The organism is Stutzerimonas stutzeri, from assembly GCF_009789555.1.
Lineage (GTDB): Bacteria > Pseudomonadota > Gammaproteobacteria > Pseudomonadales > Pseudomonadaceae > Stutzerimonas > Stutzerimonas stutzeri_R.
This window is the reverse complement of record NZ_CP046902.1, coordinates 3,012,883-3,034,143: the sequence shown is the minus strand read 5'-3', so window position 1 is coordinate 3,034,143 and position 21,261 is coordinate 3,012,883. Positions and strand designations below refer to the sequence as shown.

Here is a 21,261-nt window from a genome sequence, read left to right as displayed (position 1 = left end):
GTCAACGACTCCGTTGTGCGGATGGGGGCGTCAGGGACGGCGCCAGGCTGGGGAAATGCGGCAGGATGTACTCGCCCATCTCGTCGATGACCTCTGAGGCGGGGCGGCGCTGCGGCTTGAAGTTCAAGGCTACATGCGCGACGCCCTGATCCTGCTGGCGACGCCACAGGTCGATCAGGGTGTTGCGCCCGGCTCGCATCACGCGGCCGGGTTGCAGGCGTAGGTCAGGGTCGGCGTCCAGATCGAAGAAGGTGCCGTAGCCGTAGGGCTTGAAGGGTTGCCCCTGGCTTGCCAGGTGCCAGCGGTTGACGATGTCGGGAATCTTCGCCGGATCGGTGAGGTACCACAGCACGCCGTCGGTGTTCTGTGCGATCCAATCCATGGTCTGGCCCGCCATGCCCACAACCACCGTCGGCAGGCGCGGTGCCGCTGGCTTCGGTACCAGATCCAGGTTGCCGGTCAGTTCACCGTAGTAGGCCGAGCCATGAACGGGCCAGGCGCGCTCGGTGGCGGCACGCACCACCGCCAGGGCATCGCGGAAGCGCTCGGCGCGGTTATCGAAGTCACTGCCGAATGCCGGGTATTCGATCGGTCGATCGCCGGTGGCCAGGCCGAGAATGAAACGGCCACCCAGTAACTGGTCCACGCTGGCGGCTTGCTTGGCGACAATCAAAGGGTCGCGCAGCGGAAGAACGATGCCGGCGGTGCCGATGGCGATGTTTTCCGTGATGGCGGCCAGGTAACCGGCGTACACCATAGGGTCGATTATCTGGCCGACGTCACCGAAGTTGGGATCGTAGAACGGCACGTCCCGCAGCCAGATGGCCGAAAAGCCGGCCTGGTCGACTTTGCGCGCCACGGTGCCATGGTTCGCCAGGGTGGGGCCGGGGCTGTCGGGGTAGCTTTCCACTGGTGCGATAAAACCGAAAGTGAGATGCCCAGGTTGGAACACGCGGGCATACCCGCGGTGATCGGCAAGCTCCTTGGGTAATGCTGGATAGGAGGCGGTGGGCGGCATGAAGACCTCGCAAAAAGAACGAGCGACCCACGGCAATGCGGCCGCGGATCGGGATGCCGGGGACTATAGGCGTCCGGAAACAAAAGAAAAATAAGCTAGAATTCCGAACATTAAGGAGCAGAAGGATGTAATCCATGAGTGCCAAAATGGACCAGCTTGGTGCGCTGTCCGCTTTTGTTCACGCCGCCGATGCGCGCAGCTTCACCGAGGCGGGGCGACGCTTGGAGGTGTCTTCATCGGCAATCGGAAAGGCCGTAACCCGTCTTGAGGAGCGCCTTGGGGTGCGGCTTTTCCATCGCTCAACTCGGGCAATCACCCTTACCGCCGAGGGCGCGTTATTCCTGGAGCGCTGTCACCGCATCTTTGCCGAGTTAGAAGTGGCGGAGCGCGAACTGACACAAGCAGCCGGCAATCCACAGGGCAAGCTACGCATCAGCTTGCCGCAACTAGGCATGCGCTTGATGCCGCATCTCATAGCCTTCCAACAGGCGTATCCCGCGGTAGAGCTGGAGTTGGATTTCAGCGACCGCCTGGTAAATGTGATCGAAGAAGGCTTCGATGCAGTGATGCGCATCGGCGAAGTTCAGGACTCACGCTTGATGATGCGCAGGCTCAATGGCTTCAGCCACCGGCTGGTCGCCACGCCGAACTATCTCGAGCATCGTGGCACGCCCACGGTTCCTGCGGACCTGGCAGCGCACGCCTGCCTTCACTACCGCTACCCGTCTAGCGGCAAGCTGGACGCATGGCCACTGTTCGTCGACGACAAATACCTGAACCTGGATCTCCCGCAGACCGCCGTCACCAATGCGGTGGACCCCCTGCTGGCGATGGCTGAAGCCGGGCAGGGCATTGCGTGCCTGCCGGACTTCATCGTGGCTGAGGCCATCGAGCAACAACGTTTGGTCCCGTTGTTGGATAGCTATATCCAGGACCGACGTACGCTCAGCATTCTGTGGCCCTCTAGTCGTCAACCGCTGCCGAAGATCAAGGCCTTCGTGGACTTCATTGCGGCGCGGTTGGCATCCGGCTGAGGTCAAAAAGCAACCGCGCGCCTATCAGCCTGTGCTGACGTGTATATGTTGGCTACTACCATAGGCGCCATCATGGGCTGCGTGTTTCCAACGGCCCAAACGTCCTTGCGTATTAAGGTCCAGCCAGTAGCGGCGCGGCAGAGGTAGTGAGCAGCCCCAAGAGGAGCTGCCATGCTTAAGTTTCTGTAGTGAGGGTAACGTTATGACGACACCTGAAAGCTGGCGAGTCATCTTGCATTCGTTACTGGCCGCTATAGCGACCGCTCGTAAGCATTAGCTCGCCGACGTAGCAAGCGGGGTTTGCGACGGTAATGATTGAGTGGCGGCTCGGCTGGTATGCGTTTGTCACAGATGATCGGCCAGCACTTGGGAGCATCTGAGTTCACTCCTGTCATAATGCGGTACGCACTGTAAACGAATTCATCATTCGCAACGGATCGGGGCCGCCTTCCGATTGTGGGGCTTGGTAGGTGCCTGTCGATTGATTTACTGAGTCAGTTCCAAGCTCCGGTCTGATTGATGATCGGCTGCGGAATGCTATTCATCATTCGGAATACTGTTCACGCTTCGCAGGTTTGCTAGGGAACAGTGCTCTGCTGATAAAGCGTGCGGTTTGATTCAGGGCTTCCCCCATAATTTCCAGTTCCGCTCGCGTGTGCTGCGCCTCGATCCCAATGCCTGAAATCACAAAACGGGGCTGGTCGTGTTGGTCGGCAATCGCGCTGGCCACCAGGCTCACCCCTCTATAGAGATTGCCCTCGTCGATGGCCCAGCCGGTATCGAGCGACGTCCTAGCATCTTTGGCATAGGTTGCGAACGGAGGTGGGTTCTCCCAGTGCAGGCGTGCGAATCGCCGGCGGAGCTCGTCTTTCGGGAGATTTCGTAAACCCGCGATGCAGCGGCCGCCGGCGCCGATGAGTTCCGGTAGCCGCGAGTTCAGCCGAACATCAACATGCGCTGAGTTTGGTATCGCACGCGACATGGCCATGATGTGGTTATCCCCGGTCACCTGCCAGAGGACCACAAGGATTCGATGATTCAGGCTCAGGCGCTCGAGTTCGGGCTGAATCAGGTCGGTATAGCTATAGCCGATGAAGCTAACCGCTAGCTCCGAGAGGCCAAGTCCTAGTCGGTAGGACTTATTGGTCCCGTCAAAAGACACCAATTGTTCGTTCGTCAGCGTTCGCAGGATGTTGAACGTGGTGCTTGCGCTGATCCCAGTTGCGCGAGCGATTGTCGCGACCCCCTCAGCATCGGCGCTGTGGGCGAGATGGCGCAGGATCTGGATTGCATTGACGACGGCGCCTACGTCCTTGCTGCCGGGGCGGTTTTTTTGAGTATCGCTATCTACTGTTTCCATATTCACTATTCGGATTGACATTCAGTATTCGGAATGTATGCTGAATTTCGAGTCTTGCATACGGCGCCTTGGATTTTTCACGGCGACATAGTAGGGGCATCGCTCCGAATAACAACAATCTGGAGGACGGCCATGATAGGTCCGCTCACAGCTTCCGGCGAAGTTGGCCCCGAAGCACGCTATCTATCCTTTCTCGCTGAGGGCCGATTCATGCTTCAGCGCAGTCGTTCTAGCGGTAAGTACGTGTTCTATCCGCGCGTGGCAATACCCGTTACCGGTGAGACCGATCTCGAATGGGTGGAGGCCAGCGGTCTGGGTACGGTTTATGCGATTACCGTGAACCGATCACGCCAGGGCAATCATAACGTTGCGCTGGTAACTCTTGATGAAGGCGTGCGGATGATGACGCGGCTTGAAGGCTGCGAGTCCGCGCCAATCGGTACTCGCGTGAAGGCTGAAATTATGATCCTCGACGACGCTCCGGCTGTCGTTTTCCGACCGCTAGCGGGGGAAACGGCATGAGCACACTTCGCGGTAAAACCGCCATCGTTGGAATTGGCTCCGCTGGAATCGGGGCTGCGCCGGGGTTCTCGGCAATCGAGTTACTTGGCCAGGCGTCGTTAGCGGCCATCGCCGATGCCGGGCTGAGTCTTGGCGACATTGACGGGATCTTCGCTGCGACGAGCTCGCATGCCTTCCCGACGCTGTCGGTGGCGGAGTATCTCGGCATCCGCCCTTCCTTCTTCGATGGCACGAACGTAGGAGGGTCGAGCTTTGAGATGCATCTCCTTCAAGCCACGCTGGCGCTAGAGGCCGGACTCTGCAACGCCGCGCTGATCTGTTACGGCTCGAACCAGCGGACCGCTGGCGGGCGCCTGGTGTCGATGAGCGAGCCGCAGTGGCACGAGACGCCTTACAAGCCTCGCCATCCGATCACCGCCTATGCCTTGGCGGCCAGCCGTTACATGCACCAGTACGGCGTCACCCGTGAAGACCTTGCCGAGGTTGCCGTGGCGGCGCGTGGCTGGGCCAATCTGAATCCGGAAGCATTTGCGCAGGGCCCGCTGAGCATCGAAGACGTGCTCAGCTCTCGAATGATCAGCGACCCACTCAGCGCAGCCGACTGTTGCCTGGTCACCGACGGAGGCGGCGCCTGCGTAATGGTGCGCGCCGATCGAGCGCGGGATCTCCCGCAGTCACCGGTCTATTTCATGGGGGCGGCAGGTGCCCAATGGCACCGGTCGATCGTGGCGATGCCGGATCTGACCGTGACTGCTGCTTCGGAGAGCGGTCCCCGGGCAATGGCTGCCGCGAACGTAGCGCATGCCGACATTGATCTGGTGATGCTCTACGACGCGTTCACCCTTAATACGTTGCTGTTTCTGGAAGACCTCGGCTTCTGCCCCAAAGGCGAGGCGCGTGAGTTCGTCCGCGGAGGACGCATCGCACCGGGCGGGGAGCTGGCCGTGAATACCAATGGCGGTGGCCTGTCGTGTGTCCATCCCGGCATGTATGGAATGTTCCTGATTATCGAGGCGGTCAGGCAGATCCGTCGGCAGGCAGGGGCCAGACAGCTGGACAAGGCTGACATCGCCTTGCTGCACGGAAATGGCGGAACGTTATCCAGCCAGGTAACAGCCGTTCTCGGAAGCGCCGCGGCGCTTTAACTCCACACTCAGCAAAGGCGTGAAAGGCAATGCAAGAGAGCAAGAACCAAGCGTCCGGGATGCGCTTCGATAGCCTGACGTCGCTACTACAGCCTCGCTCGGTGGCCGTGGTTGGCGCATCGACCGATCCTACGCGAATCGGCGGGCGGCCCGTTTCCTACATGTTGCGTCAAGGGTTCAGCGGGCGGCTGATGCCCGTCAATCCCAAACGCGAGCAGGTGCAGGGCATCCCCGCATTCGGGCATGTCGATGACCTGCCAGAGGCACCGGATACGGCGATTGTGGCGGTGCCGGCTGCGCAGGTGCTTGCGACCATCGAGGCGTTAGGGGCGAAAGGAGCGCGCAGCGCACTGATTTTCTCCTCGGGGTTCAGCGAAGTCGGGGGGGAGGGGGTCGAGCTGCAAGCGGCGCTGGTTGACGCGGCCCGTCGTTGGAACATGCGTTTGCTCGGGCCCAACACGGCCGGCGTATTCAACGCGAACCATGGATATTACGGTACGTTCGCATCCGGCCTCGAGCGTGGCTTCCCGCTGCCGGGCCGCATCGGCATTGCCTCACAGTCGGGGGCTTACGGCGCGCATCTGCTCGGATTGGCCCGGGCGCGCGGGCTCGGCACGCCCATCATGGTCGCCACCGGCAATGAGTGCGACATTACCCTGGGCGAATCGATTGGCTGGCTCGTGGAGAACCCAGACATAGATGTCGTCACAGCTTATGCCGAGTCGGTGCGAGATGTAGACAGTTTTATCGCTGCGCTGGAAGTGGCGCATCGGGCCCGCAAGCCGATCATTTTGCAGAAGGTAGGACGAAGCTCGCTGGGGCAAAGAGCTGCGCTTTCGCATACCGCGGCGCTTGTAGGTGATGACAAGGTCTTTGACGCCATCCTGGCCGACTATGCGGTTATAAGAACCAACAGCAGTGCCGAACTGCTGAATATCGCTTATGCGGCGACACGCCGGATCTATCCGGTGAACAACAGCCTCGGAATGGTCACGATCAGTGGCGGAGCCGGCATTATCGTCAGTGATGCCGCCGAGGATATCGGGCTGCCCATGCCATCGATGCCCGAAGCGTCGCAGGCCAGGCTCAAAGAGCTTCTGCCTTTCAGTTCACCGATCAATCCTGTGGATTTCACCGCTCATGTGCTGAATGATCTGGCGCTGGCGAGCCGGTTTACCGAAAGCTTGATCACGGACGGCGGCTACGCGTCGGTGCTCGCGTTTTTCAGCCAGGCCGGCACTGTTCCATCGATCGCGCCGCGACTGTGCGAGGCGTTCAAAACCGTCAAACAAGCGCACCCGGAGCGCTTGTTCGTTATCTCGCTCATCGGGGATGAGGATCAAGTCGCCCCCTACGAGGAAGCAGGCTTCGTGTTGTTCGAAGACCCTACCGAGGCGGTCACTGCGATCGCTGCGATGGGGCGCCTTGGCGATGCATTTGCCCGACCGTTGCCGGAGCCGCAAACCTTCGAGCCTATCGAACTGCCCAACGGCGCGATAAGCGAGGCTTGCGCCAAGACCCTTCTCAGCGATTTCGGCATCGCTTCCGTACCGGAGCGTGTAGTCAGCGACGCCGGCCAAGCCGAGCGCTACGCCGCTGAAATCGGTTTTCCCATTGTTATGAAGATTGCTTCCGCCGATATTCCGCACAAATCAGAGATTGGTGGCGTGCTGCTGAATGTCATGGGGGCAGCCGCGGTACGCGATGGCTTTGAAACCCTGATGGCCCGTGGTCGGGAGCGGGCGCCTGATGCCAGGCTGGATGGGGTGCTGGTGGCTCGCCAGATATCCGGCGTCGAGTGTTTCATGGGCATCAAACGAGACCCTCTTTTTGGACCCGTCGCCGTGTTTGGTCTTGGCGGGATTTTTGTAGAAGTTCTCAAGGACTTGGCGTTTCGTCGATGCCCGTTCGACCTAGCAGGCGCTCGTGAACTCATCTTGTCCATCAAGGGAGCGCCGTTGCTACTGGGTGCCCGGGGCAGGGCGCCTGTTGATATCGACGCGTTGGCCAAAATGCTGTCTGAGCTGTCGATCTTCGCCTGTCGTGCTGGTGTCCGCCTGCAGTCAGTCGATCTGAACCCGGTCTTCGCGCTGCCGACAGGCCAGGGCGCGTTTGCTGCGGACGCCGTGATTGAGACCACGGAGGTGGCCGATGCCGCTAGATCTTGAACGGCTCCTGCGCTACCCGATTCCAGACGTTAGACATCATCTGGACCGTCACAGCACGGCGTTGTACGCGCTTTCGGTAGGGCTTGGTATCGACCCGTTGGATCGCCAGTCGCTGGACTTCGTGGATTTCAATCGTCCGGGTTTTCAGGCACTTCCGTTAATGGCCGTCGTCGCGGCTTATCCGGGCTTCTGGCTTGGCAAGCCCGACACCGGCGTTGATGCGACACGCCTGGTACTTGGGGAGCAACGTGTCGAGTGGCATCGCCAGCTGCCAACGGAAGGTGAAGTGATCGGACGTACAAGGGTTACCGGAATCGTCGACAAGGGCCCAGGCAAGGGCGCATTGCTCTACAGCGACAAGGAGCTCATCGACCCGGTGCGCGACGAGTTGATAGCCGTAACGTCGAGCACTACCTTTTTACGTGGCGATGGCGGTTGCGGCACGCTCAGTGGCCCGGTGCCGACAGCCCATGTGCTCCCCGAGCGCGAGCCGGATCGTTCGGTCGATTTGGCTACCCGGCCAGAGCAGGCGCTCTACTACCGCCTCAATGGCGACGACAACCCGTTGCATGCCGACCCTGACTTCGCTTTGAAAGGCGGCTTTCAACGGCCAATCCTTCATGGACTGTGCACGTTGGGCGTGGCGTTTCATGCCCTGCTGAGCGAACTGGCCAGTTATCAATCCGCCCGCATACGTTCGTTGACCGTGCGTTTTTCAGCGCCGGTTTTTCCAGGCGAAACGATCCGAACCGAGATGTGGAACGACGGCTCCTTTCGGGCTCGCGCGGTTGAGCGAGACGTTGTGGTGCTGAGCAATGGGCATGTCGGCCTGGCGAGTCAGTCGTACTGAGCCAAGCGGACTTCAAACCACTCACTCAGAGAACAAGAACAATGAGCGTTGAACATCTTTCTCTCAGCGACAGCCCGGCGTCAGGCGACTCAGCCGTTGCTCCAGGTACCAGCGATGTCGTCCGCGGAAGTTCGGACCGTTCTGTCGAACCGGCTCGCGTAGCGGCAGACCTCGCCGTCAACAGCGGCCCTTTTCCAACCGGGCGTTACACGTTTCAGGAATTCCTTGGGCTGGAGCGCTGGGTCGATGGAGACGTCGTACGGATTCGCCTCAAGCATCGTCCCGAGTTGATGAATTACCTGGACCACTTCCACGGCGGCGTGCTGATGACGGTACTCGATGCAGCTATGGCCGGCGCCATTCGGGCGTTCACGCCCGCCAGTTCGATGGTGACCATCGAAATGTCGACCCACTTCATGGGGGCATCACGAAGCGAGCTCAATGCAGTCGGTCGCGTGATTCGGCGTACCCGGACGCTGTGCTTTTGCGCAGCGGAGATTTTCGACGAGGCGGGCACTCTGATCGCGACTGGCGCAGGCAGCTTCAAATATCGCCAGGCGCAAGAACCACAAGAAAATGGAGCACAGCCATGACCGACATCGCTGAAATCGCTCGTGAGCGAGATGAGCGCCTGCAGCTCATACGCAACAGTGCAGCGTCTCTGGTTCCGCGACACGGCGGGCTAACCCGGGTCCGGAAGCAGCGCTTTGCGAAGCAAGCCGTAGACCGGGATACATGGTCGCAGGTGTGCTCGATGGGTTGGCCTGGGTTGTGTCTGGCTGAGGAGCTGGGTGGCAGTGGTCTCGGCATGGCGGAATACGTGGCACTGCTCGAGGAGCTGGGGCAGGGCCTCTTGCCTGAGCCGTTGATCGAAGCGGGTTTGGTCGCGCCGTTACTGCCAGCCAAGGAGCGTGAAGCGCTGCTTTCGGGTGAGCTTCTGGTGCTGCCAGCCGGGATCATGTTCGAGTCGAAAGAGGCGCTGCCTTCGCTCTCTGACGGTCGGCTGACCGGTACGGTCCGGCATGTTGTTCTCGGAGGCGCCGCCGATGCCTGGCTGGTCGCCTGTGATTCAGGCCTGGCCATGGTGCATCGCTCAGCGGAGGGCGTTGACGTAATTGAAGAACCGACACAGGACGGTGGCCACCTTGCCCATTTGCGGTTTCGCGGTTCACCGGCGCGCCAGATCGACGCGCCACCCGCGGCGCTTGATAAAGCTGCCCTGGGCTGCGCCGCTTATCTGGTTGGGCTGATGGATGCAGCGTTAGAGCGTACCCGCGAATACCTGAACGTACGCCGCCAGTTCGGCCGGCCGATTGGCGGGTTCCAGGCGCTTCAGCACCGCATGGTCGATCTCAAGATCCAGGTTGAACTGGCCCGTGCAATGGTCAGCGAGGCGGCAATGGCCGTCGACGCCCATAGATCGCCAACGGAATGCGAGCGCTTGGTTTCCACGGCCAAGGTCAAGGCGGCGGAAGCGGCAATGCTCGTCACGCGACAGGCGATCCAGTTGCACGGCGGCATTGGCTATACGGATGAAGCCGACATCGGCCTATTCCTGCGCCGGGCCATGGTGCTGCTCAACGCGCATGGGTCGGTCTCCTTTCACAAGCGCCGGTACTTCAGGTTGCTCGAGTCCGAGGGCGCGTTATGAGCGATCTCCTGCTTCAGAGCACCAACGGAACCGTGCGCACGCTGTGCCTGAACAACCCGGCGCGGCGCAATGCCATGTCGCTGCCGATGCGCGTTGCGCTGCTTGCCGCTTTGGAAGATGCCGACCGCGATGCTGCGGTTCGTAGCGTGGTGATCGCCGGGTCGGCTGAAGTCTTCTGCGCGGGGGGCGACCTCAGCGGTATGAATGTCGGCAACCTGTCGGAAGGGCGAGCGCGAATGCAGCAAAATGCACGCCTGGTGCGGCAGATGACGCACATGGGCAAGCCCTTGATAGCCGCTATCGAAGGCTGGGCTGTTGGCGCGGGACTCTCGCTTGCTCTGGCGTGCGACAGCCTGGTCTGCAGTCGCACAGCACGCTTTGCAGCTTCGTTCGGGAAGGTGGGGCTGCTTCCCGATCTCGGGTTGCTGCACAGCCTGCCTGCCCGCATTGGCGTTGGTCGGGCCAAGCAGCTGCTGATGTTTGGCGACGTCGTCGATGCATCGGAAGCCTATCGGATAGGCCTGGTGGATGTGGTGTGTGACGAGGGCAAGGCCCTCGACATAGCGCTCGAACGAGCAGCCAACGTTGAACACCAGGCACCCCTGCCGTTAGCCATGACCAAAACACTGCTCGGGGATGGGATGGACCTTCTTTTGGAGCGTGAAGGCGAGCTTCAAAGCCAGCTCTTTCTGAGTGCGGACCATGCCGAAGGCAAGGCCGCGTTTCTGGCCAAGCGCGCGCCCACTTTTAGAGGACAGTGACATGACTGACTACAACTCGATGGATGACGACTCGTTTCGTCAGACCGTCCGCCAGTGGATTGCAGCAAATTATCCCGACGAGATTCGCAACCCGCCGCGCCGGCTCGGTCGAGAAGAGACCCAGGGCTGGTATCGCGCTTTGTCACGACAAGGGTGGCTGTGTCCTGGCTGGCCCGTGCAGTACGGCGGGATGGGGCTGAGCACCGGCAAGCAACTCATCATGATCGAAGAGATGGAAGGCTACGGTTGCGCTCGCCTGCCAGACAGCGGCATCACCATGCTGGGGCCGCTGCTCATTCGATACGGGACCGAGGCGCAGCGGGAGCGTTTCCTGCCGCGGATCCTCAGTGGTGAAGACATCTGGTGCCAGGGCTATAGCGAGCCCAATGCCGGCTCGGACCTGGCCAGCCTGCGTACCGAAGCGGTGCTGCGTGATGGTCACTGGATCATCAACGGCCAGAAAACCTGGACGACCATGGGCACGGACGCAAACTGGATCTTTCTGTTGGCGCGGACAGAGCGCGGCGCCAAGCCCCAGCAAGGCATCAGCTTCATTCTGGTTCCGATGGACAGCCCCGGCATTGAGGTTCGTCCAATCCTCAACCTGGAGCTGCACGGCGAGTTCAGCGAGGTCTTCTTCAACGACGTGCGTGTGCCGCAGGACCACCTCGTCGGGGAAGCCAACAAGGGCTGGGACATGGCCAAGGCCTTGCTGGGCTTCGAGCGCATCTTTCTCGGCTCTCCCAAGCAATCCACCTTTGCATTGGAGCGACTGGCGCGTCTGGCCAAGGCGTTGGGACTGTGGGGCGAGCCTGTATTTGCCGATCGGTTCACCGCTCTGCGCATGGATCTGGAATGCCACAAGGCGCTCTATTCACGCTTCGCAGAGCGACTGAGGCGCGGCGAGACGCTCGGCGCTGAGGTCTCGATGCTGAAGATATTCCAATCCGAGCTGTATCAACGCATCAGTGAGGTGGGGCTCGAAATTGCCGGCCAGGATTCGGGCCTGCTTGAACCTTTCCGGGACGACCCGGAGCTCCATCCGGCCGGGATCTTCATTCAAGCGCGCCCCACGACTATCTACGGCGGCACTAACGAGATTCAACGAAACATCTTGGCGAAGAGCCTGCTCGGCCTCGCGAGCTGAACCACGCCTAGAGCGCGTGTCGCCGACTACCCATCCATAACGAACAATAGGAAAGGGCAATGACTGAACGACTGAACGAAGGCAAGGTGGCGATCGTAACGGGCGCCGGAGGCGGCATCGGTCGCGAGCTCGCCGTAGCACTCGCTCAAAGCGGGGCGAAGGTACTGATCAACGATATTGGCGTGTCTCTTCAGGGGGCGGGCGGGTCTGCCACACCGGCCGAGGAAACCCTCGGCTTGATCCAGCAGGGCGGTGGCGAGGGGGCGATCAACACCGATAGCGTTTCCGAGTGGGACGGGGCGCAGCGAATCGTGGCAAGCGCGCTCGATGCGTTCGGCCGGCTGGATATCGTCATCAACAACGCAGGCATTCTGCGCGACGCCATTTTCCACAAGATGAGTGCCGACGATTGGCTGTCGGTCATCAATGTGCATCTCAACGGCAGTTTCTTTGTGAGCCGGGCCGCAGCCGAGCATTTCCGCGCACAGCAAAGCGGCGCCTTCGTTCACATGACCAGCACCTCGGGGCTGATCGGCAACTTTGGTCAGGCCAACTACTCGGCGGCTAAGCTCGGCATCGTCGCTCTGTCCAAGTCGATCGCGCTCGACATGCAGCGATACAACGTCCGGTCAAACTGTATTGCTCCATTTGCCTGGAGTCGCATGACGGACTCCATTCCTGCCGAGACGCCAGAGCAGAAGGCCCGTGTGGAGAAGCTTCAGCGCATGACTCCCGAGAAAAACGCCCCATTGGCCGTTTACTTGGCGTCCGATGCGGCCCGCGAGGTAAATGGTCAGGTCTTTGCGGCCCGCCACAATGAGCTGTTCCTGATGAGCCAAAGCCGACCGTTGCGCAGTGTCCACAGCGATAGTGGATGGACACCGGAGCATATTGCCGGGCATGGCATGCCGGCTTTGCGCGGTAGCTTCATGGGGCTGGACCGGAGTCCGGACGTTTTTGCATGGGACCCGATCTGAGGAGCCGCTCATGGCTGTGCTGACAACCCGCTTTACCGAAACCTTTGGCATTGAACACCCGGTCATGCAGGGCGGCATGCAGTGGGTAGCCCGCGCGGAGCTGGTAGCTGCGGTGGCCAACGCAGGAGCGCTGGGCACGCTCTCGGCGCTCACGCAGCCAAGTCCTGAGGCGCTCTACAAGGAGATCGAATGTTGCAGGCAGCTGACCGATCGGCCTTTCGCGGTCAACTTGACGGTGCTTCCGACGGTCAAGCCCGTGCCCTATGCCGAGTACCGAGCCGCGATCATCGAAGCAGGCGTAACAATTGTGGAGACCGCTGGAAGCAATCCTCAGGAACATATCGCTGACTTTCGTAGCCACGGCGTCAAGGTGATCCATAAGTGCACCTCGGTGCGGCATGCCTTGAAGGCGCAGCAGCTGGGCGCGGACGCGGTTTCAATCGATGGGTTCGAGTGCGCAGGGCATCCCGGTGAAGACGATATCCCGGGGCTTGTTCTGATTCCTGCCGCAGCCCGGCGCCTGTCCGTGCCATTGGTCGCGTCGGGCGGGTTCGCTGACGGGTACGGGCTGGTGGCTGCGCTTGCACTGGGCGCAGACGCTATCAGCATGGGTACACGGTTCATGTGTACAGAGGAAAGCCCTATCCATCACCGCATCAAAGAAAGGCTCGTTGAGGGCGATGAGCGAAGCACCGATCTGATCCTGCGAACTCTGCGCAATACGGTCCGTGTGGCGCGTAACACCGTCAGCGGAGATGTCCGCTCACGCGAGGTGGAGGGTGCTTCATTTGACGAGTTGGCACCTCTCGTTTCGGGCCTGCGTGGGCGCATGGTCTACGAGACGGGCGATCCGGACCATGGTGTCTGGTCGGCTGGGATGGTGCAGGGACTGATTGATGACGTACCGAGTTGCAGAGCACTGGTCACTCGACTCGTCGAGCAGGCCGACACGGTCATCCGCGAGCGACTTGCCGGGGCCTGCATGCGCACCCCGGCGTTCGCTTACGAGTGAAAACGATCATTCGAGCTCTCTAGCGTCTGCGCAGTGAGCAGCGATGTTGGACGCCAAGCGAGAACGCGGCGGTGCAGGATCAGGGCAAGACTTGGCCGGTGAGCTATATGCCGGCCTTCACCAAAACAACAATATTGAGGTTCAGCCATGTTCACCACGTACCCTAAATACCTCCTCGGCAGCATTCTGGCGCTCGGCAGCTTCGTAGCGGCCGTAGGCGTACAAGCACAGGAGCTGCCGAAATCCATGACATGGGGCGCCTACGATGTAGGTTCTTCAGGCTATGCCGAAGCCTCGGCCATTGCCGACGCGTTCAGCCGTAAATTCGACACGCGAATCCGCATCCAGCCGTCCGGGTCGTCGATCGGCCGATTGCAGCCGCTCGTGCACGGCCGCACCGACTATGCGTTTCTGGCAACCGAAGCCTTCTTTGCCTCTGAGGCTATCTACGACTTCGCGTCCCGCAAGTGGGGACCGCAAAACCTGTGCGCACTGGCGGGGCGACCTGCCTCCGGCGGCCTGGTAACTGCAGCCGATGCAGATATTCATTCGGTTTCGGAATTGAAGGGCAAGCGTGTGGCGTACGTTGCCGGGAATCCATCGATCAACGTAAAGCTTGATGCTTTGTTGGCCTTTGGCGGCCTGTCCGGAGCTGACGTCGAGGCGATTTCGTTTCCTACGTATGCCTCAGCCATGAGTTCACTGGCCGAAGGCAAGGCCGACGCCACCTTTACCGTAACCACGCCCAGTCAGATGTATGAGTTGGCGGAATCGCCCCGAGGGATTCGTTGGCTGGATATTCCGCCGGACGATGAAGCAGGGTGGAAGAAAATGGGAACGGTTGCGCCCATATTCTCCCCATTCGCCGAATCGGTAGGTGCCGGTCTAACCAAAGAGCACCCGGTCAACATGGTCGCGTATCGATACCCGATGGTGGTCGTTCGCTGCGACCTGGATGACAAGGATGCGTATGCCTTCATCAAGGCGCTGGACGAGACCTATGACCTGTACAGGAACGCCACTTCTGTAATGCCGCGGTGGGAGCTGAGCCAGTCCGGCGTGCCTCCGTTAGACGTTCCCTTTCACGACGGAGCCATCCGATACCTGAATGAAAAGGGCGTCTGGAGCGAAGACGCGCAGGCGTGGAACGACAAGCGCATGGCGCGCTTGGAAGCGCTTAAAACGGCTTGGAAAGGAGCCGTTCAAGAGGGCAAAGACATGTCCGACGAGGCGTTCGACACGCTTTGGCAGGCCCAGCGCACTGAGGCCATCAACAAGCTCGACTAACGGTTCGCCCGAAGAGCCTCCATCTGCTACGAGGCGGTCTCATCGCTGCCCGTAGCAGCCTCATTAAAAATTTTTGTGGATGGTGATCTCATGGCTTCGAACCTAGATGCTGACACCGCGAACGAACTGCACAGTGGGCGGCTGTCAGGGGCTGCACTCTATCTGGCCATCTTTTTGGGTGGGGCGGGCCTGCTTACAACGATAAATCAGACCTTTTCGTTGAAGCTCTTTGGCTTCCAGCCTATGGGAAATGCCTACCTTTACTATCTGATTGGCCTGTTTCTGGCCGTCGCGTTTCTTTGCTATCCCGCTCGGAAGGCCGACGCTCAACACGTGCCTTGGTACGATTGGGTCCTTGTTCCGGTTGTGCTCGGAGTGTCGCTTTATTTGGGTTACAACGGCCAAACAATCATCGAGCAAGGCTGGGACTATCAGGCGCCGTTGTTAGCGACTGCGGTTGCTTCCGTTCTGTTGGTAATTGTCCTCGAGGCGCTCCGGCGATGCGCCGGCACCGTTGTCTTTTTCGTCGCGCTACTGTTCGGCAGCTACCCGCTGTTTGCTGGATACATGCCGGGTTTTCTGTGGGGTAACGAATACTCGCTGGCAGAAACCGTGCGCGCTCATGTCATGGGTGTCGAAAGCATCATTGGTATTCCGATGCAGGTGGTGGCGAATCTGGTCATCGGATTCATCGTTTTCGGAGCGACCCTAACGGTCACCGGCGGCGGTGAGTTCTTCATGAACTTTGCTACTGCGCTGATGGGCAGGAGCCGCGGGGGTCCAGCCAAGGTGGCTGTGCTGTCCAGTGGGCTGATGGGAAGCCTGTCCGGTAGCGCGATCTCGAACATCCTCTCCACGGGACCGATCACCATCCCGACCATGAAAAGGGTGGGCTATCCGGCGCACTACGCGGCTTCGGTGGAGGCTTGCGCGTCAACGGGTGGAACGCTGATGCCGCCGGTGATGGGCGCCGTCGCCTTCATCATGGCTTCATTCCTAGGCGTTTCGTATGCCGAGGTCATGGTGGCGGCGGTACTGCCCGCCTTGTTGTTCTACGTTGTGCTCGTATTTCAGGTCGATATTTACGCCGCACGTAACGGTTTGAAAGGCCTGGAAGCGAGCGAGATACCAAGCTTATGGAGCACGCTGACGGCAGGTTGGCCTTATCTATTTAGCCTCGTTGCGCTCATCTACATGATGCTGGTCATGCGCATCGAAGCCTATGCCCCTTATTTCGCGAGCTTGGTGTTGATCGCCGTTGCGCTGTTCAAAAGACATGGGCGACTCAATGCCAAAGGTGCGCTGACGCTGCTCAAGGAATTGAGCACGAGCGTCGCCAATCTCGTTGCGATCCTGGCCGGGATCGGGCTCGTCGTCGGTGGGTTGTCCTATTCGGGGGTGGCGGGAGCGTTCGCGCGTGAGCTCCTGCTGTACGCCGACGGCAACATCGCTTTGATGCTTATTGCCGGTGCCGTGACGAGCTTCGTGCTGGGAATGGGCATGACGGTGAGTGCGGTCTACATTTTCCTGTCGATCCTGCTGGCTCCCGCGCTGGTGGAGGCCGGGCTCAATCCGCTTGCGAGCCACCTGTTCATTCTCTATTGGGGAATGATGTCCTACATCACGCCACCGGTTGCGCTGTCTGCGATCACGGCTGCCAATCTGGCAGGCGCCGGCGCGACCAAGACGAGCTTTTATGCCATGCGCATGGGGGCCGTTCTCTTCGTTCTCCCATTTCTATTCGTCATCAACCCCTCCTTGATACTTCAGGGCGCCTGGCCAGGGATCGTTCAGTCCGCACTGACAGCTGTCCTGGCAATGTGGTTATTGGCCTCTGGGTTCGAGGGTTACCTTTACCGCATCGGTCACCTTGGCATCTTCGCGCGAGCAATCGTTCTGCTTGCGGGAGGGCTGTTCATCTACCCTGAGATCTACTCCGACATGTTCGGGCTGGCGATCGTAATAACCCTGTACCTGGGGCACACGTTGTCGATTCGGCGTGAGCGTACTCGCCGTAAGCTCGCTTAGGCCGGAGGCAAACATGACCAGACTAGATAGCGCTGTACCAATCCCTCAGGCGAACATTCCGGACAGCCGCGGGCTCAACCTTTACACAGTTGATCCCGCGCTGGGCCGGTTACTCGCCGTCTACCTTACGGAATCTGAGTTCGAACAATGGCGTCCGGTCATGGAGCGGTTGGGGGCTCGTGCAGGGGGGGAGCTTGACGAGCTTGCACTCTCAGCGGATCAAAACCCGCCGGTGCTGCAGCATCGCAACCGACGGGGGGATGACCTTCAGGAGGTCCGCAAACACCCGGACTATGTTGCATTGGAGCAGGTGGCGTTTGCTGAGCTAGGGCTAGCAGCGATGAGCCATACGAAGGATGCGCCCTCGCCGTTGGTCAAATACGCGTTAACTTATCTGTTCGTGCAAGCCGAGTTTGGTTTGTGCTGTCCCGTCAGCATGACCGACTCGCTGACCAGAACGTTGCGAAAGTTCGGTGATCCCGAGCTCATTGCGCGTTATCTACCGGCGCTGACCGCTAGGGAACTGAGCGGGCTATTTCAGGGAGCGATGTTCATGACCGAGCGTGAAGCCGGCTCGGACATATCGGCGATCTCGACAACCGCCAGGTACGAGCAGGGCCAATGGAAACTCTCTGGTGAAAAGTGGTTCTGCTCCAATCCGGACGCAGATCTCGCAATGGTATTGGCTCGGCCCAAGAATGCTCCCGAGGGCATGAAAGGCGTCAGCCTGTTCCTGCTTCCCCGGGTTCAGGCCGATGGTTCTCCGAATGCCTACCGGATCGTCCGCCTCAAAGACAAGTTGGGCACGCGCTCAATGGCCAGCGGTGAGATCACTCTGGAAGGGGCGACCGCTTTTCTGATTGGTGAAATTGGCCGCGGTTTCCAGCAGATGGCCGATATGGTCAATATGTCCCGATTGTCCAACGGGGTTCGTTCGGCCGGGTTGATGCGTCGCGCCCTGACTGAATCGGTATTCATCGCCCGTTCCCGTCGGGCATTCGGTAGGCGCCTTGTCGACATGCCACTCGTTCAGCGGCAATTGATCAAGATGAGCCTGCCGACCGAGCAAGCGCGCTCCATGTTCATGCAAACCGCGACCTTGCTGGCCAAGGCAGACGCCGGGGACTCGCGCGCCCAGAAATGCTTGCGGATACTGACACCTCTGATCAAGTTCAGGGCGTGCCGCGACGCCCGCAAGGTAGCAGGCGACGCCATGGAGCTCAGGGGAGGGCTCGGTTACATCGAAGAGTGGAGCGATGCCCGTATCCTGCGCGACGCCCACCTTGGCTCGATCTGGGAAGGTACCAGCAACATCGTCGCGCTCGACGTCGTTCGAGCCTCCGTTCGCGATGAAGCGCTGATGCCTCTCTGCGAGCACCTTTCCAGCCTGCTCGCAGAATGCTCTTCACGGCTGCCGAAAGAGGGGATGAACCTCGCGTCGGAGCTTCTCGATCGCACCATAGCCGCGGTCGAGGGTGTGGCTCGCGCTGATATGTCTGCCGATATCCGCCGCGCTGCAACCGCCTTGTACAACCTGGCTAGTGCAGTCTTCATGATGTGGGAGGCGGTTCAATGTCAGGACTACCGTCGCCTGGGGCTCGCCTATCTGGTCTTGATCCATAAGCTGCTTCCAACAGACCCGTTGGCTTCGCCCGATGCTGCGCGTCGCCAAGCCGTCATTGCGCAAATAGCGGCTGAGGCCGAGATTACAGAGGATGAGGCCAATTCGCTGTTGCCATACTGAACGTAGCGTGGACGCGACCGCAGGGCGCCGTCATCGGTACATCCGTGTAGAGCGCAAAGCGCTGGAGCGGCGCGCCAAGCTATATGTTACGGATGAAAGCGGGACATCAGTGATAGGGCCAGGCAGTGGCATTGATGACCACTGCCTGGCCGGTTCAAACCGTAGTTTGCATACCAGAAACGGACACTAGACATACCTATCGCGTAGCCACGACGTACTTGAGCGGCTAAGGCGGTCATCTACTTACTCGAGGAGCGTTCGATGAAATCAAAGCCAGGATTGCGACAGATTTTGTCATCACTCTGGGAACGTAACTGGTATCACGGATGGAACATCGTTGCGGCCGCCACGCTCCTCACCTTGCTGACCGTTGGGATGCGCCTCGGCATCGGCCCGTTCTTTTTGCCGATGGCGGAAGACCTGGGGTTTAGCCGCAGTCTTCTCGCGACCATCGTCGGGATTGGCATGCTGTTCTATGGACTTGCGATGCCTCTGGCTGGCTATCTCGTTGGGCGCATTGGAACGCGCCGCGTACTGTTACTTGGCACAGCAATCGTCGTAGGCGCAACGGCCTGGACGGTTGTTGCGCGCACCCCATTCACCTTTCTCCTTTCGTTCGGTGTGCTGTTGTCCATTGGTCTTGCGTTCACCAGCCCCGTAGCCCTTACACCTGTTATTAGTCGCTGGTTTACTCGGCAGCGTGGTATGGCTTTGTTCTTCCTGTCCACTGGATCGATGGCAGGCATGGCGGTCGTTACACCATTGCTGACACTGTCAATCGAGTCATATAACTGGCAAACCAGTCTCGTCTCCTTTGCTGTTGCATTCGTGTTGATAACCGTACCGGCGGCGTTATTCATCATTCGCGATGAAGTGCCACAGAACTCGGATCTGCTACCGGCCAAAGCGGGTTCCCCGGCCTCCGCCAATGACGCTGCGGCGAGTGGACTTACATTGAATGCCGCCATGCATACGTCTCCGTTCTGGAAGATTGTGTTCGGCCTGTTCGCGTGCGGATACAGCATGAATCTATTGGGTACACATGGCGTGCCCATGCTGATGGATCACGGCTTCGATGCCATGACCAGCTCCTACGGCATCGGCCTGATCGGCCTAGTGGCGATTGCCGGGACTTTGGTGCTTGGCCGATTGTCCGATCGAGTGCCGCGTAGAAATATTCTGGCCGCCATCTACTTCATTCGGGGGTTGGGTTTCTTCGCGCTTCTGCTGGTCGGTACTCACTGGGAGCTGTACATCGCAGCCACCATTGGTGGGATAGTCTGGGCGGGCAGTATTGCAACCTCGTCGGCCATCCTTGCGGATGTATATGGCGTGCGGCTGGTTGGGGTTATGTATGGAACCGCTTACCTGGGCCATCAGGTGGGAGCGATGATCAGCTCATGGCTTGGCGGGTGGGGGTATGAGCACTTCGGTACGCACTGGGTCGCTTTTGGCAGTTCCGGCGTGCTGCTCATGTTCGCTGCAGTGGTCTCGCTTAAGCTGCCATTACCAGGTTTCAGGTTGGCGCAGCCATTGGCTGTAGCAAGAGCGTGAAGTCAGGACATCCGCACTGATCATGTGGCGCGCCCCGCGAGCCGTAGTCCTGAGCGCAACACACCCTGAGCCGCCTTTTATGCCCGCGCAGTGCACAGCTGCCGAGGCGGTTGAGAAGGGTAGCGGCACTCATCATTTGTGCCTACTAGGACGATGCTCAGCCAGCTGTTTCCCGCATATGCCTCAACCAGCCGCGCGGACCGCCTCCGACGAGAGCAGTATTTTCCGGTCGAAGGGGTCCCTACATCTCCCTCTGCACGAAACCGGCTAGCCCGTACAGATGCAACCAGGCGCCGTCACAGGCAAAGCTGGGTGACTTTCTCCACGAATGCAGAAGCAAGCGTTCCGGTGATGCAAGGATTCGAGCTGATTTCGCGGCTTTGAAGCAACCTTGTCGGATCCAGGAATACGCGGCACCCTCGGCTTATATTTGTCCCGACCAGATAGAGCAGAAGCTTTCGATGACTTGAATGGCATCAATATACGAGGAAGTCGACCGACCGCTTCTGGGCCGAAAGCTGCCCCTTTGATTTGAAACGGGTTGGTAGCTCATCCATCACGCTCAGCTTTGGCGCTAGAGCCCTAACTTGCATTGGTAGCGAGAACAAAAGTTGCGGGCTCGCTGTTCGCTCGGGTGCTTGATCTTTGTCGAACAGCTTCAGCCCGGTGAGGTTGACGTGGTCGTAGATGACGTAGATGGCAGAGCCGTCGGCTGTGGCCTTTGCTTCGGCGGCGAGTATGTCCGCGGTGCTGTCCAAGGCCACGCTGCCTTTAGCGGCGCAACAGATCTCAGCGGGATTACGACCGGGAGGCGCGTGGAGCCGGCTGACTATGGTTTGCACTGCCTCGTAGTCCAGGTCAGATGCTGCGTACGCGCGCTTGAGGTAGGATTCGCTGATCCAGGCGGCGAAAACCAGATCGGTGATATCCATGTCTTTTTTTCAGCAGGTCGTAGTCGTGCTTCATGGCCTCGACCAACTACGGCTTGATACTCGCTTCCATG

Annotated in this window: 17 protein-coding genes and 1 pseudogene; 15 read left to right on the top strand and 3 right to left on the bottom strand. The window is 59.8% G+C overall.

What is annotated here, in order from left to right:
* Position 1 precedes the first annotated feature (1 nt).
* Positions 2-1,018, bottom strand: coding sequence for an LLM class oxidoreductase (locus tag GQA94_RS13980; RefSeq protein WP_158188579.1), 1,017 nt, complete (start codon positions 1,016-1,018; stop codon positions 2-4).
* A 146-nt stretch (positions 1,019-1,164) separates the two neighbouring features.
* Here GQA94_RS13980 and GQA94_RS13975 point away from each other — a divergent pair, with 146 nt between their 5' ends.
* Positions 1,165-2,052, top strand: coding sequence for a LysR family transcriptional regulator (locus tag GQA94_RS13975; RefSeq protein ID WP_158190117.1), 888 nt, complete (start codon positions 1,165-1,167; stop codon positions 2,050-2,052).
* 544 nt (positions 2,053-2,596) lie between these two features.
* Here the strand turns inward: GQA94_RS13975 and GQA94_RS13970 are convergent.
* Positions 2,597-3,412 (bottom strand): IclR family transcriptional regulator, encoded by an 816-nt coding sequence (locus GQA94_RS13970; protein ID WP_158188578.1) that lies wholly within the window; start codon positions 3,410-3,412, stop codon positions 2,597-2,599.
* Positions 3,413-3,544: 132 nt separating this feature from the next.
* Between GQA94_RS13970 and GQA94_RS13965 the strand changes: the two genes are divergently transcribed.
* The 14 genes and pseudogenes from GQA94_RS13965 to GQA94_RS13900 all read left to right on the top strand — a co-directional run bounded on the left by GQA94_RS13965 (position 3,545) and on the right by GQA94_RS13900 (position 20,258).
* Entirely contained in the window at positions 3,545-3,934 is a 390-nt protein-coding gene (locus GQA94_RS13965; RefSeq protein ID WP_158188577.1) for a Zn-ribbon domain-containing OB-fold protein, read from the top strand.
* Entirely contained in the window at positions 3,931-5,079 is a 1,149-nt protein-coding gene (locus GQA94_RS13960) for a thiolase (protein ID WP_158188576.1), read from the top strand. Before GQA94_RS13965 ends, GQA94_RS13960 begins: the two co-directional genes overlap by 4 nt.
* A gap of 29 nt (positions 5,080-5,108) precedes the next feature.
* On the top strand, positions 5,109-7,247 hold the full coding sequence (locus tag GQA94_RS13955; RefSeq protein ID WP_158188575.1) for an acetate--CoA ligase family protein: 2,139 nt from the start codon (positions 5,109-5,111) through the stop codon (positions 7,245-7,247).
* On the top strand, positions 7,231-8,097 hold the full coding sequence (locus GQA94_RS13950; RefSeq protein WP_158188574.1) for a MaoC/PaaZ C-terminal domain-containing protein: 867 nt from the start codon (positions 7,231-7,233) through the stop codon (positions 8,095-8,097). The genes GQA94_RS13955 and GQA94_RS13950 overlap by 17 nt, the downstream gene beginning before the upstream one ends.
* 209 nt (positions 8,098-8,306) lie before the next feature.
* Positions 8,307-8,690 (top strand): annotated as a pseudogene (locus GQA94_RS13945) (PaaI family thioesterase); the annotation flags it as partial.
* Positions 8,687-9,748 (top strand): acyl-CoA dehydrogenase family protein, encoded by a 1,062-nt coding sequence (locus GQA94_RS13940; protein WP_158188572.1) that lies wholly within the window; start codon positions 8,687-8,689, stop codon positions 9,746-9,748. The pseudogene GQA94_RS13945 and the gene GQA94_RS13940, both read left to right, overlap by 4 nt.
* The gene (locus tag GQA94_RS13935; protein WP_158188571.1) at positions 9,745-10,509 is read left to right on the top strand and encodes an enoyl-CoA hydratase/isomerase family protein; all 765 of its coding nucleotides are present in this window, start codon (positions 9,745-9,747) and stop codon (positions 10,507-10,509) included. The genes GQA94_RS13940 and GQA94_RS13935 overlap by 4 nt, the downstream gene beginning before the upstream one ends.
* A 1-nt stretch (position 10,510) precedes the next feature.
* The gene (locus GQA94_RS13930; RefSeq protein WP_158188570.1) at positions 10,511-11,656 is read left to right on the top strand and encodes an acyl-CoA dehydrogenase family protein; all 1,146 of its coding nucleotides are present in this window, start codon (positions 10,511-10,513) and stop codon (positions 11,654-11,656) included.
* A gap of 59 nt (positions 11,657-11,715) precedes the next feature.
* Positions 11,716-12,633 carry an SDR family NAD(P)-dependent oxidoreductase gene (locus GQA94_RS13925; RefSeq protein ID WP_158188569.1) on the top strand — a complete coding sequence of 306 codons (918 nt, stop codon included), beginning with the start codon at positions 11,716-11,718 and terminating at the stop codon, positions 12,631-12,633.
* 10 nt (positions 12,634-12,643) lie between these two features.
* Positions 12,644-13,645, top strand: a complete 1,002-nt coding sequence (locus tag GQA94_RS13920) for an NAD(P)H-dependent flavin oxidoreductase (protein ID WP_158188568.1) — start codon at positions 12,644-12,646, stop codon at positions 13,643-13,645.
* A gap of 147 nt (positions 13,646-13,792) precedes the next feature.
* Entirely contained in the window at positions 13,793-14,932 is a 1,140-nt protein-coding gene (locus GQA94_RS13915; protein ID WP_158188567.1) for a TAXI family TRAP transporter solute-binding subunit, read from the top strand.
* A gap of 90 nt (positions 14,933-15,022) precedes the next feature.
* On the top strand, positions 15,023-16,960 hold the full coding sequence (locus GQA94_RS13910; protein ID WP_158188566.1) for a TRAP transporter permease: 1,938 nt from the start codon (positions 15,023-15,025) through the stop codon (positions 16,958-16,960).
* Positions 16,961-16,973: 13 nt separating this feature from the next.
* The gene (locus GQA94_RS13905) at positions 16,974-18,704 is read left to right on the top strand and encodes an acyl-CoA dehydrogenase family protein (protein WP_158188565.1); all 1,731 of its coding nucleotides are present in this window, start codon (positions 16,974-16,976) and stop codon (positions 18,702-18,704) included.
* Between the two features lie 261 nt (positions 18,705-18,965).
* Positions 18,966-20,258, top strand: a complete 1,293-nt coding sequence (locus tag GQA94_RS13900) for an MFS transporter (RefSeq protein WP_158188564.1) — start codon at positions 18,966-18,968, stop codon at positions 20,256-20,258.
* 476 nt (positions 20,259-20,734) lie between these two features.
* Here the strand turns inward: GQA94_RS13900 and GQA94_RS13895 are convergent, their stop codons facing one another.
* Positions 20,735-21,190 carry a hypothetical protein gene (locus tag GQA94_RS13895; RefSeq protein ID WP_158188563.1) on the bottom strand — a complete coding sequence of 152 codons (456 nt, stop codon included), beginning with the start codon at positions 21,188-21,190 and terminating at the stop codon, positions 20,735-20,737.
* Positions 21,191-21,261: the final 71 nt, after the last annotated feature.

Excerpts from the sequence above, each read along its gene's own strand:
- GQA94_RS13965 (WP_158188577.1), top strand. The coding sequence starts at position 3,545 with ATGATAGGTCCGCTCACAGCTTCCGGCGAAGTTGGCCCCGAAGCACGC.
- GQA94_RS13950 (WP_158188574.1), top strand. The coding sequence starts at position 7,231 with ATGCCGCTAGATCTTGAACGGCTCCTGCGCTACCCGATTCCAGACGTT.
- GQA94_RS13970 (WP_158188578.1), bottom strand. The coding sequence starts at position 3,412 with ATGGAAACAGTAGATAGCGATACTCAAAAAAACCGCCCCGGCAGCAAG.
- GQA94_RS13975 (WP_158190117.1), top strand. The coding sequence starts at position 1,165 with ATGGACCAGCTTGGTGCGCTGTCCGCTTTTGTTCACGCCGCCGATGCG.
- GQA94_RS13900 (WP_158188564.1), top strand. The coding sequence starts at position 18,966 with ATGAAATCAAAGCCAGGATTGCGACAGATTTTGTCATCACTCTGGGAA.
- GQA94_RS13935 (WP_158188571.1), top strand. The coding sequence starts at position 9,745 with ATGAGCGATCTCCTGCTTCAGAGCACCAACGGAACCGTGCGCACGCTG.
- GQA94_RS13960 (WP_158188576.1), top strand. The coding sequence starts at position 3,931 with ATGAGCACACTTCGCGGTAAAACCGCCATCGTTGGAATTGGCTCCGCT.
- GQA94_RS13905 (WP_158188565.1), top strand. The coding sequence starts at position 16,974 with ATGACCAGACTAGATAGCGCTGTACCAATCCCTCAGGCGAACATTCCG.
- GQA94_RS13895 (WP_158188563.1), bottom strand. The coding sequence starts at position 21,190 with ATGGATATCACCGATCTGGTTTTCGCCGCCTGGATCAGCGAATCCTAC.
- GQA94_RS13915 (WP_158188567.1), top strand. The coding sequence starts at position 13,793 with ATGTTCACCACGTACCCTAAATACCTCCTCGGCAGCATTCTGGCGCTC.
- GQA94_RS13910 (WP_158188566.1), top strand. The coding sequence starts at position 15,023 with ATGGCTTCGAACCTAGATGCTGACACCGCGAACGAACTGCACAGTGGG.
- GQA94_RS13920 (WP_158188568.1), top strand. The coding sequence starts at position 12,644 with ATGGCTGTGCTGACAACCCGCTTTACCGAAACCTTTGGCATTGAACAC.
- GQA94_RS13940 (WP_158188572.1), top strand. The coding sequence starts at position 8,687 with ATGACCGACATCGCTGAAATCGCTCGTGAGCGAGATGAGCGCCTGCAG.
- GQA94_RS13980 (WP_158188579.1), bottom strand. The coding sequence starts at position 1,018 with ATGCCGCCCACCGCCTCCTATCCAGCATTACCCAAGGAGCTTGCCGAT.
- GQA94_RS13955 (WP_158188575.1), top strand. The coding sequence starts at position 5,109 with ATGCAAGAGAGCAAGAACCAAGCGTCCGGGATGCGCTTCGATAGCCTG.
- GQA94_RS13925 (WP_158188569.1), top strand. The coding sequence starts at position 11,716 with ATGACTGAACGACTGAACGAAGGCAAGGTGGCGATCGTAACGGGCGCC.
- GQA94_RS13930 (WP_158188570.1), top strand. The coding sequence starts at position 10,511 with ATGACTGACTACAACTCGATGGATGACGACTCGTTTCGTCAGACCGTC.